The organism is Rhizobium sp. AAP116 (genome assembly GCF_001295785.1).
In the GTDB taxonomy this organism is placed as follows: Bacteria; Pseudomonadota; Alphaproteobacteria; order Rhizobiales; family Rhizobiaceae; genus Allorhizobium.
On the sequence record NZ_LJIB01000027.1, the window covers coordinates 74,762 to 86,319 of the forward strand.

Below are 11,558 nucleotides of genomic sequence, written 5' to 3' on the forward strand. Positions count from 1 at the left end.
CACTGCCCTGCAACGAAAAAACCCGCCTTTCGGCGGGTTTGATCAAGTGAATATTCGACGATTTTCAGGCGGCCGGTGCGGCAGCTGGAGCGGCGGCCACACGGCGCGGCTGCAGGTCGTCGATGCCGAGCAGGAAGTTGATCTGCGGGCGTGCCTTGACGAGGTCGTCGATCGTGTATTCGGAAAGCACGTCGAAGAAGGCGTTCAGCGCCTTGCGCAGCGCAGAGTTCAGGCCACAGCTGTCGATCAGCGGGCATTCGACGTCACCGTCGTCCTCGAAGCATTCCGCCATGGCGAAGCTGTCTTCCGTGACCTTCACGACATCGAACAGCGTGATCTTTTCGGCCGGACGGCCGAGGCGCACGCCACCGTTACGACCGCGGACGGTCTCGACCAAACCGGCCTTGTTCAGCGGCTGCAGAATCTTGAACAGGAAGAGCTCCGACACGCCATAGGCCTTGGCGATCTCCGGGATCCGGCTCAACTGGTCGCTGTTGGCTGCGCAATACATCAGCATGCGCACGGCGTAATTTGTCTGTTTTGTCAAACGCATGCACGATTCCTCTGTTTTCTTGCGGCTTATATAGCGCCTTTTGCAGTTTTGAACAATTCCAAAATACTCAAGTTCTAGACTCACGTGTTGGTGATTAAACTGGACTACAATTGACAGCTTATCCTATTTCATGAATATGCGCCTCAACAATCCGCAAAGAGGGAGGCCTACCATGACATCCATCCGTACCATCGCACTCGGTGCAGTTTCCGTTCTGGCCCTTTCGGCCGGCTCGGCACTGGCAGACGGCGAAGTCAACATCTATTCCTATCGTCAGCCGGAACTGATCCAGCCGCTGATGGACGCCTTCACCAAGGAAACGGGCATCAAGACCAATGTGCTTTTCCTCGACAAGGGCCTCGTTGAGCGCATCACGGCAGAAGGTGCAAACTCGCCGGCCGACGTCATTCTGACGGTCGACATCGCGCGCCTCACGGAAGCCAAGGATGGCGGCGTGACCCAGCCGCTCGTCGACGAGAACATCAACAGCCAGATCCCGGCGCAGTATCGTGATCCGGAAGGCAATTGGTTCGGCCTGACCACCCGTGGCCGCGTTCTCTATGCTTCCAAGGACCGCGTCTCCGAAGATGCGATCACCTATGAAGAACTCGCCGATCCCAAGTGGAAGGGCCGCATTTGCATGCGCGACGGTCAGCACGCCTACAATGTCGGCCTGTTCGCCTCGATGGTCGCCCACCATGGCGCCGAATACACGGAAACATGGCTCGCAGGCCTTAAGCAGAACCTGGTCAAGAAGCCTGACGGCAACGACCGCGCCCAGGCGAAGGCAATCCATGCCGGCGAATGCGATCTCGGCCTTGCCAACACCTACTACCTCGGTCTGATGAAGACCAACGAGAAGGATCCGGAAGAAAAGGACTGGGCCGCTTCGGTCAAGGTTCTCTTCCCGAACGCCGCTGACCGTGGCACGCATGTCAACATTTCCGGCATGGCACTGACAAAGAACGCACCGAACAAGGACAATGCCGTCAAGCTGATGGAATTCCTGGCTTCCGACGAAGCGCAGACCATCTATGCCGAGCAGGTCTTCGAATATCCTGTCGGCCCCAATGCCAAGGTTTCCGAGATGGTTGCCAGCTTCGGCGCGATCAAGGCTGATCCGCTGCCGCTCGCCGACATCGCTGCCAACCGCAAGACCGCTTCCGAACTGGTCGACAAGGTCGGCCTGAACGACGGCGCAACGCAGTAATCTTCCGCGTATACTTGAAAGCAGAAGGGGCGGTCTCAGACCGCCCCTTCTTGCATTTCGGCATGTGCCATAGTCCGCCTCCCGCCTGGCCTCCCCCTCAGATGCCACCAGCTTCGACAGTCTTCGCGTGATCGTCGATTGCCTCCCGCCGCTCACTGGTGCCCGGATGGGTGGACAGGAAGGAGGAGTCTCCATCGAGACCGAGTTTTTCTTCCAGCCGAGCGAAGAAGCGGCCGATAGCGCGCGGATCACGGCCGGCCTTGGCCATCAGCTCCACCGAGATACGGTCGGCCTCGTTTTCCGCGTCACGCGAATGGGAGAGTGACATCAGGGCAGCGCCATTGGTCAGAATGTCCTCGCCGGCCGCACCGACATCGCCTGCGATCAGCATGATTAGACCGGCCATGCCGGCTGCGCGATAGAGCTGGCGGAGCGAGTGCTCCTCCTCGACATGGCCGATTTCGTGGGCAAGGACCCCGATGATCATGTCCATGTCGCCGTCAGCAAGATCGATCAGTTCGTCGGTGATGACAAGCGTTCCATCGGGAAGGGCAAACGCGTTCGGGCCAATCGGGCCACCCTGACGGAAATTGAGATTGTAGCCGGCAACACCCCGGGACGAGAGGACTGCGACCTGATTGAAGGCCTTCAGGATCTCCGTCTGACGGGCTTCGGGCAGTCGGCTTTCGCTGAACACCGCCTGGTCGAGCGACAGAAGCGTACCGCTTGCCATCCACTCGGTGACCGCCGGCGGTGTCACCAGAACAGCCACTTCGACCAGCGCCGGAACTGCATAGCGGTAGATCAGGCCCGCAAGCACGACAACAGCGAAGACGAAGGCGACCAGACGCGGGTGAAACCGCTCCAGTTCGTGAACGACGCCCTTCTTGCCATGCTTGCTCAGCCACAGGTCGACGGCGTCGTTGTCATCGGTCTCGAAGAGCGAGCTATCGGCGAAGGTGACCCGGCGGGGAATGCGACCGACGCGGGCCGATATCTCCGTCCGTGCCAGGTCTCCCAGAGACACCGGATCGCCTCCGGCGTCTAGCCGGACAAAAAGGGTCTTGCCCTCCGCCAGAAGGACCGCCGGCGCCGACCGGCTCGAGGCGGGAGGATGCCAGCGGCCGGAGGCGATGCGCTTGTCGTCAGAAGCCAAAGTCGAACCCTTCAAGATCGAGATATTCCGCCGTCAGGGCGGAGCCGGAGGCGTGCATCGACGATACCACATCACCGAGTTCACCATCGACCACGATGCCGGAATGCTCGACCACATAGCGGTGCTCGCGGACCGCTGCCCAGGGGCGCATCAGGCTGAGGGTGAGGATGGTGACGACCAGATTTGAGACGACGATCCAGAAATAACGCAGGCGGCCCAGATCCGAAAAAAGGGAATGACGGGTATCGAAGCGGGCTGAATTCATCACCACGTTGCGAACGCCGATGCGATAGAAAATCGCCGCGACGCCCCAAAGCAACAAGACCGGGATCACCGTTCCATAGATGCCGAGAACGAGCAGGGCCTCGCCATCCATGCCCGAGTCGGCGCTGGCCACCGCACCATAATAGATCAGGACAAAGAGAGCCCCTCCGACTGCCGCACCGACAAGCATCAGCAGGAAGGCTGGCAGCCAGACGCGGTAGAGCGCACCGATCTTCGGATCTGTCTCGAAGGCCCGGTCGCCGTAACGCAGGTTGTTGAAGATGTAGCGATAGAGCCAGCGGCTGGCGAAAGGCGCGAGGATGCCAAGCGAGAAGAAGGCGATGAGGCCGCCGAAGATGATCGCGACGAAGGCGCCCCAGGTCTTTCCGACGAAGTCGAAACGGATGTTGCGATAGCTCGTGACGCGGGCGTTGAAGCGAAGGCTGCGCATGACGATCCAGGGAAGCAGCACGAACATCAGCAACGCCAGGATACCGCCCGCGATCGGGCTGAAGGTCAGGAGAATGTTGTAGCCAATGATGTAGCCGAAAACGATGGCACGACCGATGAAGATCTGTAGCCCCTTGGCGTGGTAGTCGAAGGAGTGACCGTCAATGAATGAGTTTCCGTAGAAATAGCGGTTGCGCCGAACCTTGGCCCAGGCGGAGTAGATGCCGACCGTGACGATCGTCAGGAGAATGTTGACGATCCAGATACCGAAATACTCACCGGCGCTGCCGCGAAACTCGCCGCGGCGCAAAGCGTCGGCGCGGCCGAAGACTGCCTCTTGCATGAAATGTCCCTCATGAAATCAAAACCTGCACGTCGCTATCCCCCGCAACGCGCGCCTGAACATTGACCATGAGAGCACCACGCACTCAAGTGCGCTCGGACACTTCGGGCGCCCGTTGCACCGTTCAGGTCTCGCAGATCTCGATGCACCACCATTTCGGCCGGCCACCCTTGTAGGAATGATAGGCGGGCCTGAGATCGGCGGCGCTGGTGCGATCGAAGGCTCCGAGCAGGAGCGCCACCGTCGGCTGATCGTCGATGGCGCCGATCGAAGAGCCACAGGTGTCGCAGAATGCACGTGACGAAAAGTCGGAGGAGCGCCATGTGGCGGGGATGCCTGCAGGGCCAACCCAGCGCACGGCCTCGCGCGGAAATTCGACCCAGGTGGCGGTGAGACTGCCCGTATGGCGCTGGCACATCTTGCAGGAACAGGTGTGTGGCTTGGCGGCCGGCGCATCGGCCTCGAAGCGCACTGCCCCGCAAAGACAGCCGCCGGTATGGTTCTTCTTTTTCGGCATGATCCGCCCTCCCGCCGGAGAAGCTATCAGCCGATTTCATGCTGGCAAGAGAACGCCACCCTGCCTTTCGACGGGGTGGCGCAATTGTGAACGACGTTGCTTCTCTTACTTCATCGTCGGCATGACGAACTCGGCACCGTCCTTGATGCCCGACGGCCAGCGGCTTGTGACCGTCTTGGTGCGGGTCCAGAACTTGATGGAGTCCGTGCCGTGCTGGTTGAGATCGCCGAAAGACGAGGACTTCCAGCCACCGAAGGAGTGGTAGGCGAGCGGAACCGGTATCGGCACGTTGATGCCAACCATGCCGATGTTGATGCGCGAGGCGAAGTCGCGGGCGGCATCACCGTCGCGGGTGTAGATCGCGACGCCGTTGCCGTATTCATGCTTCATCGGCAGGTCGAGGGCTTCTTCATAGGTCTTGGCGCGAACGACCGAGAGGACCGGCCCGAAGATTTCGGTCTTGTAGATGTCCATATCAGGCGTGACGTTGTCGAACAGGCAACCACCGACGAAATAGCCGTTCTCGTAGCCCTGAAGCTTGAAGTCGCGGCCATCGACGACGAGCTTGGCGCCGGCTTCGACGCCACTGTCGATCAGGCCCTTGATGCGCGCCTGTGCTTCCTTGGTGATGACGGGGCCGAGATCGGCCTTGTCATCGGTATAGGGGCCGATGCGCAGGCTTTCGACCATCGGGGTCAGCTTTTCGATCAGGCGGTTTGCCGTATCTTCACCGACTGGAACAGCGACCGAGATTGCCATGCAGCGTTCGCCGGCAGAGCCGTAGCCGGCACCCATCAGCGCCTGAGCGGCCTGGTCGAGGTCGGCATCCGGCATGATGATCATGTGGTTCTTGGCGCCGCCGAAGCACTGAGCGCGCTTGCCGTTCATCGCAGCCGTTCCATAGACGTAACGGGCAATCGGGGTCGAGCCGACGAAGGAGACGGCCGAGATGTCCGGATGCGTCAGGATGCCGTCGACGGCGGACTTGTCACCATTGACGACGTTGAGGATGCCGGCGGGAAGCCCTGCCTCGATCATCAGTTCAGCCAGGCGGATCGGAACGGACGGGTCACGCTCGGACGGCTTCAGGATGAAGGCGTTGCCGCAGGCAATCGCAGGCGCGAACATCCACATCGGGATCATGGCCGGGAAGTTGAACGGCGTGATGCCGGCGCCGATGCCGACCGCTTGCCGAATTGAATACATGTCGATGTTCGGGCCAGCGCCTTCGGTGAACTCGCTCTTCGACAGATGCGGGATGCCGATGACGAATTCGCAGACTTCCAGGCCACGGACGATGTCGCCCTTGGCGTCTTCGATGGTCTTGCCGTGTTCGCGCGAGAGAGTCTCGGCGAGTGAATCCATATTGTCGTTCAGGAGCTGAACGAACTTCATGAAGACGCGGGCGCGGCGCTGCGGATTGGTGGCGGCCCACTTGGCCTGGGCCGACTTGGCGTTCTCGACCGCCGCGTTCAGCTCTTCAGCGCTTGCGAGCGAGACCTCGCCCTGCACTTCGCCGGTGGCCGGGTTGTAGATCGGCTGCTTGCGGCCCGACGTGCCGGCGACATGCTTGCCGCCGATGAAATGACCAACCTGATACATGGGTGTCCTCCTGGATTGTTGTGGAGGCAGTATGCGCTTTGATTTGCACAAATCAACGCGATCATTTACGCATCTGTTGTGCGAAAATTAATGTTAGGTGACATCGTTGATCGGTCTTTCGTGTGCCACCCCCCTCTGCCCTGCCAGGCATCTCCCCCACACGGGCAGGGCTATCGCATATGAATACCCGCCTCTGTCGCTGCGTGACATCTCCCCCGCAAGGGGGGAGAGCGGGGCGCCGCGTTTGCTGCTCGGTTCATCAAGCTCCAAAGGCGGGCGACCGGCCGGCAGCTCATCAGTTCTTGCCCCATGTGGGGAGATGGCCGGCAGGCCAGAGGGGGGTAACCCGCATTCCGGGAGCAGAGGGGGCCACCGATGAACTGGGATGACGTTCGCATCTTTCTGGCCGTGGCGCGCACGGGCCAGATCCTCGCCGCCTCCAGACGTCTGGGCCTGAACCACGCCACGCTTTCGCGTCGGCTGACGGCGCTGGAGACGGCGCTCAAGACACGGCTCTTCATCCGCCGCACCAATGGCTGCGAACTGACCGCCGAGGGCGAGGCCTTTCTCGGCTCCGCCGAGAGGATGGAAACCGAGATGCTAGAGGTGCAGGCACGCCTCGGGCGCACGGACACGCAGGTGGCGGGCACGGTGCGGATCGGCGCGCCCGATGGTTTCGGCGTGTTCTTTCTGGCCTCGCGGCTCGGCGCGCTCATCGAGCGGCATCCGGAACTGAAGATCCAGCTGGTGCCGGTGCCGCGATCGTTTTCGCTGTCGCAGCGCGAGGCGGATATTGCCGTGACCTTGGAGCGACCGGATCAGGGTCGGCTCGTCTCGTCGAAGCTTGTCGACTACACGCTCGGGCTCTATGCATCGAAGGGTTATGCCGAAACGAACGGTCTCCCGACGACCGCCGAAGGTCTCAAGGCCCATCGCCGGATCGGCTATGTCGAGGACCTGATCTTCACGCCGTCGCTGAATTTCACCGGCGAGGTGATGCGCGACTGGAATGCCGGCTTCGAGATCTCGTCTGCGATCGGCCAGACGGAGGCAGTTCTGGCGGGTGCGGGCATCGGTATCCTGCACAGCTATATCGCCCGGCAGCATGACCACCTCGTTCGCGTACTACCCGAGGTCACCATCCGGCGTGCCTATTGGACGACCTTCCACGAAAGTGCGCGGGAACTCGTGCGCGTTCGGGCGGTGGTGCAATTCCTGCAGGATGCGGTGGACGAAGATCGCGCGATCTTCAGCTGACGCGGTTGGCCGATGACCGGAGTGCGTTTTGAGGACGCTTTTCCGTCATGAGCGACGCAGATAGACTGCGACGATCTGATCACCCATGGATACTGACATGCGCCAGCCCTTGCTTCATCTCGGCCTTCCGGCCTTTCTGTTTGCACTCCTCTCGGCACTTCCCGCCCATGCGCATGTGATGGACGGACCGCTCGGCGGGTTCGGCTCGGGCTTCGGCCATCCGCTGGCTGGCTTAGACCATCTGCTTGCCATGCTCGCCGTCGGGCTCTGGGGCGCGCAGATGGGTGGCCGATCGGTCTGGACGCTGCCCGCGACTTTCCCGATGATCATGTGCGTGGGCGGGATCATCGGCATGACCGGCCTTCTGCCCGACCAGCCGATCGAATACGGGATTGCCGTTTCTGTCATCGTTCTCGGCGGTGCGATTGCGGCCGCGTGGCGGGCGCCGGAATGGGCGGCGCTGGTGCTGATTGCAGCCTTTGCGCTCATGCATGGCTATCCGCATGGTGTGCTCGCGCCGCGCGCCAGCGACCCCGCAGCCTTTACCGTGGGCTTCGTGGTCTCCACTGGCGTGATCCATGTGATCGGGATCGCAATCGGTGCTGCCCTGAAGCCGATCGGCGGCGGCCGGCTGGTGCAGGCGCTGGGGGCGGTCATCTCGCTCGCCGGCTTCTGGTTCCTGTTCAGGCTCGCGATGGGCTAAGCCGGCTCTCGGCCCTGCAGACCAAGCGTTTTGCTGCATCGCGATAGCATGGTTTCTGTTGACAAACCGCGATCAAACCGCACAAACGACGGCACCGGTCGCGACCGTCTCCATCGGCGCGGCCAGCGCAACCGTGAACAGCTCAGACACAGGCTCTCCATGACCACGAATACCGCACTCCTCGACTTCCAGATCGTTCCGAATGCCTCGCCCATGCCGGAAGCCGAGCGGCTCGCGGCTTTCGAAAACCTGGGCTTCGGAACGCTGTTCACCGACCACATGGCGGTGGTACATTGGCACGTCGACAAGGGCTGGCACAGCCCGGAAGTCTCGGCGCGCAAACCCTTCCAGATCGATCCGGCGGCAAGCGTGTTGCACTATGCGCAGGAGATCTTCGAGGGCATGAAGGCCTACAAGGCTGCCGATGGCCGCATCACGCTCTTCCGCCCGGAAGAGAATGCCCGCCGCTTCAACAGGTCGGCCGAGCGCATGGCCATGCCCGACGTACCGGAGGAGCTATTCCTCAAGGCGGTCGAAGAGCTGGTCAAGATCGATGCCAAATGGGTTCCGGAAGGCGAAGGCAGCCTTTATCTGCGTCCCTTCATGTTTGCAAGCGAAGCTTTCCTCGGCGTTCGTCCTTCGCGCGAATACGTGTTCTGCGTCATCGCTTCGCCCGTCGGCCCCTATTTCAAGGGCGGCAGCAAGCCGGTCACGCTCTGGGTCAGCGAACATTACACGCGTGCGGCTCCTGGCGGCACGGGCGCTGCCAAGTGCGGCGGCAACTATGCGGCGAGCCTTCTCGCCCAGAAGGAAGCGGCAAGCCGCGGCTGCGACCAGGTCGTCTTCCTGGATGCCGCCGAGCACAAATGGATCGAAGAATTGGGCGGCATGAACGTCTTCTTCGTCATGGACGACAACACCGTGGTCACGCCACCGCTCTCGGGCACGATCCTGCCGGGCATCACCCGCAACTCGATCATCAAGCTTGCCGGAGACAACGGCCTTGATGTCATCGAGCGCCCCTATTCCTTCGATGAATGGATGGCGGACGCCAAGAGCGGCAAGCTGCGCGAGGCCTTCGCCTGCGGCACGGCTGCCGTTGTTGCAGCGATCGGCACGGTGCGCCATCCCGGCGGCGAATTCGTCATCGGCAATGCCGGCACGGGCATGGAAACGGAAACGCTGCGCAACCAGCTGACCGGCATCCAGCGCGGATCCGTGGCGGATACACATGGCTGGGTGAAGGAAGTGACGCGCGCCTGACGACAGGCACAGTCACACGCTTTGAACCCCCGTCATGGCAACATGGCGGGGTATTTCGTTTGGGCGGACGCCTTGGACACCGGAACGGACCGGCGCAAGCAATGAAGGTCCGAAACAAAAGAGACGGCGGCACATCTGCGGCCCGGAACAGATGCAGGAAGACGACATGACGAACGGTCGGTCCGCCTCGGACTTCGTGCTGCCGCGACGGATGGCCATGGCGACGATTCACGGAAAGGAGCGCGCTCTCTCCGCGTCGTTCGCAGCCATCGGTATCGACCTGGTGCTGCCATCGGCCCTCGATACCGATCAATTCGGGACCTTCACCCGGGATCGGCCGCGATCCGGGACGATGCTGGAGGCGGCACGGGCCAAGGCACAAGCCGCCATGCAGGAAACTGGTCTGCAGGCAGCGCTTGCCAGCGAGGGCGCCTATGGCCCCCATCCGACCATTCCATTGCTCGCGGTCGGTCGCGAGCTGCTGCTCTACGTGGACGCGGCACAGGGCTTCGAAATCGCGGAGATAAGGATCGACGAGCAGCCAACATTCGGTCACTGCCCTGCCGTTTCGGTCGGGGATGCAGACGCCTTTCTCGAGCGGATCGGCTTCCCGGAGCAGGGCCTGGTCGTCGCGCCCGTAGGTCGGTTGAACGCACCGGTGGCCAAGGGCATTCGCACTGTTGCGGATCTGGAAATCGCGATCGGGACCGCGGCCGGGCTTTCCCCGACCGGACGAGCGCATATCGAGACCGACATGCGGGCCTTCATGAATCCCCGGCGAATGGTGGTGATTGGCGAGGTTGGACGGCAGATGGCAGCGCGTCTGTCGACACCTTGCACGCATTGCCGCCATCCGGGCTGGGGCAAGGTCAGAACCGAATATGGTCTGCCCTGCAGTCTCTGTGGCTGTCCGACATCGCTGCCGCGGCATGATGTGTTCGGCTGTGTTTCCTGTGGCGTGGAGGAGCGCCATGAGCAAGCCCCCGGCGCCGTTGCGGACCCGACCTACTGCGCGCTCTGCAATCCGTGACGACAACGACGCGGCAGTCTGAAGACCGCAATCATCAGATCCTCGATGGCTGCAGGAGGTAGGGCCGGATCCGGCTGCTGACCGCCGCCGTCTTCCAGTTGCGTATCCGCGCTCCGATCTTCTCGTCCTGCTTCCAGATGATCTCGGCATGCAGAACACCGAACAGATCGCAATAAAGGACAAGCGGCTCATGATCCGCGAGTTCTACGCCTTCGGAGAGCACCAGACCCAGCCCCTTGGGGCTGCAGTCGGAAATCCGTCCCCGGACATGGCAGCCGAACATCAGGACCAGCGAATCCAGTTCGCAGCGGTGTCTTATCTCGTTGCGACGTTCCATTGGACCTCCGCTCGTCTGGTTCAAGTGAGAGCACCAAAAGGTCGAGGTTCAAAGCCGGAACTGTCCGAAGCCTTGTTTTCAGGTTAATGCAAACGATCGCATTTTAGGCATTGAAGAGCATGCGGACACACACACGGGCCGCGCCAAGCGGGCGTTCCAGATTGCTTCAGTATCAACCAGGGAGAAAATGGTACGGTTGGGGGGTCTCGAACCTCCGACCTCAGGTGCCACAAACCTGCGCTCTAACCAACTGAGCTACAACCGCACATGACCGCGTCGCTGACGCCGTCGAGGGGTCACATACGAGCAGATGGATTTTTTTTCAAGCCCTTTCTGCGCATCAGGCGAAAAGGCTTGGGGTTATGAAAAAGGCCGGGCGCTATGCCCGGCCCAAGATCCTTGGGAGGATTTTTCAGCAATCGCAGTCGATCAGGCGACCTTGAGCGAGGACATGACCTTTTCGGCAGCTTCCTTGCCAGGCTTGGTCATCGTTTCGGCAACCTTCTTGGCGGTTTCCTGGATCGCCTTGGCCTGTTCGATCGTCACTTCAGCCTGCTTGCGGATGAAGGCGGTCTGGAGTTCGACCAGTTCAGCCATGGACTTGACGCCGAGCAGCGCTTCCATGTGCGAGAGCGAGAGATCGGCATTGGTGCGCATGGCGTCGATCGCCTTGAGGCCGAGTTCGACGGTGCCGGCCTGGGCCGTCTGGACGGTCGCTTCCACGGTCTTCGTGGCTTCTTCCGTGGCGGACTTCATCTTGGCATAGGCTTCCTTCGACTGGACTGCGCCCTTTTCGGCGAAGTCACGGAAGCTTTCCTGCATCTTCGAAGGGTCGAAGGAGGAGAAAGAGAAGATATCATTGGTGTTCATGGT

General features: G+C 61.5%; 12 protein-coding genes and 1 tRNA gene. 5 read left to right on the forward strand and 8 right to left on the reverse strand.

Annotated elements, in window-relative coordinates; all coding sequences use genetic code 11:
* Window positions 1-64 precede the first annotated feature (64 nt).
* The gene (gene rirA / locus IP85_RS16565; RefSeq protein WP_054150784.1) at window positions 65-553 is read right to left on the reverse strand and encodes an iron-responsive transcriptional regulator RirA; all 489 of its coding nucleotides are present in this window, start codon (window positions 551-553) and stop codon (window positions 65-67) included.
* A gap of 172 nt (window positions 554-725) precedes the next feature.
* Between rirA and IP85_RS16570 the strand changes: the two genes are divergently transcribed.
* Complete coding sequence (locus tag IP85_RS16570; RefSeq protein WP_054150785.1) at window positions 726-1,763, forward strand: Fe(3+) ABC transporter substrate-binding protein; 1,038 nt, start codon at window positions 726-728, stop codon at window positions 1,761-1,763.
* 97 nt (window positions 1,764-1,860) lie between these two features.
* On the opposite strand, the gene IP85_RS16575 is transcribed toward IP85_RS16570, so the two are convergent.
* The 4 genes from IP85_RS16575 to IP85_RS16590 all read right to left on the reverse strand — a co-directional run bounded on the left by IP85_RS16575 (window position 1,861) and on the right by IP85_RS16590 (window position 6,095).
* Window positions 1,861-2,919, reverse strand: a complete 1,059-nt coding sequence (locus tag IP85_RS16575; RefSeq protein ID WP_054150786.1) for a M48 family metallopeptidase — start codon at window positions 2,917-2,919, stop codon at window positions 1,861-1,863.
* Window positions 2,909-3,976 (reverse strand): DUF898 family protein, encoded by a 1,068-nt coding sequence (locus IP85_RS16580; protein WP_054150787.1) that lies wholly within the window; start codon window positions 3,974-3,976, stop codon window positions 2,909-2,911. Before IP85_RS16580 ends, IP85_RS16575 begins: the two co-directional genes overlap by 11 nt.
* A 124-nt stretch (window positions 3,977-4,100) precedes the next feature.
* A complete protein-coding gene (locus tag IP85_RS16585; RefSeq protein ID WP_054150788.1) occupies window positions 4,101-4,493 on the reverse strand; it encodes a GFA family protein in 393 nt (130 codons plus the stop codon).
* 105 nt (window positions 4,494-4,598) lie between these two features.
* Complete coding sequence (locus tag IP85_RS16590; RefSeq protein WP_054150789.1) at window positions 4,599-6,095, reverse strand: CoA-acylating methylmalonate-semialdehyde dehydrogenase; 1,497 nt, start codon at window positions 6,093-6,095, stop codon at window positions 4,599-4,601.
* 375 nt (window positions 6,096-6,470) lie between these two features.
* On the opposite strand from IP85_RS16590, the gene IP85_RS16595 reads away from it, so the two are divergent.
* The 4 genes from IP85_RS16595 to IP85_RS16610 all read left to right on the forward strand — a co-directional run bounded on the left by IP85_RS16595 (window position 6,471) and on the right by IP85_RS16610 (window position 10,348).
* A complete protein-coding gene (locus tag IP85_RS16595; protein WP_054150790.1) occupies window positions 6,471-7,352 on the forward strand; it encodes a LysR family transcriptional regulator in 882 nt (293 codons plus the stop codon).
* Between the two features lie 97 nt (window positions 7,353-7,449).
* A complete protein-coding gene (locus IP85_RS16600; protein ID WP_054150791.1) occupies window positions 7,450-8,055 on the forward strand; it encodes a HupE/UreJ family protein in 606 nt (201 codons plus the stop codon).
* Window positions 8,056-8,214: 159 nt separating this feature from the next.
* Window positions 8,215-9,318, forward strand: coding sequence for a branched-chain amino acid aminotransferase (locus IP85_RS16605; RefSeq protein ID WP_082347778.1), 1,104 nt, complete (start codon window positions 8,215-8,217; stop codon window positions 9,316-9,318).
* 166 nt (window positions 9,319-9,484) lie between these two features.
* The gene (locus tag IP85_RS16610) at window positions 9,485-10,348 is read left to right on the forward strand and encodes a DUF6671 family protein (RefSeq protein WP_156322941.1); all 864 of its coding nucleotides are present in this window, start codon (window positions 9,485-9,487) and stop codon (window positions 10,346-10,348) included.
* A 34-nt stretch (window positions 10,349-10,382) separates the two neighbouring features.
* Here the strand turns inward: IP85_RS16610 and IP85_RS16615 are convergent, their stop codons facing one another.
* The 3 genes from IP85_RS16615 to IP85_RS16625 form a co-directional block, all read right to left on the reverse strand.
* The gene (locus IP85_RS16615; RefSeq protein ID WP_054150793.1) at window positions 10,383-10,685 is read right to left on the reverse strand and encodes a PilZ domain-containing protein; all 303 of its coding nucleotides are present in this window, start codon (window positions 10,683-10,685) and stop codon (window positions 10,383-10,385) included.
* A 188-nt stretch (window positions 10,686-10,873) separates the two neighbouring features.
* Window positions 10,874-10,950 (reverse strand) — tRNA-His (locus IP85_RS16620).
* 164 nt (window positions 10,951-11,114) lie between these two features.
* The gene (locus IP85_RS16625) at window positions 11,115-11,555 is read right to left on the reverse strand and encodes a phasin (RefSeq protein WP_054150794.1); all 441 of its coding nucleotides are present in this window, start codon (window positions 11,553-11,555) and stop codon (window positions 11,115-11,117) included.
* Between the last annotated feature and the right edge of the window lie 3 nt (window positions 11,556-11,558).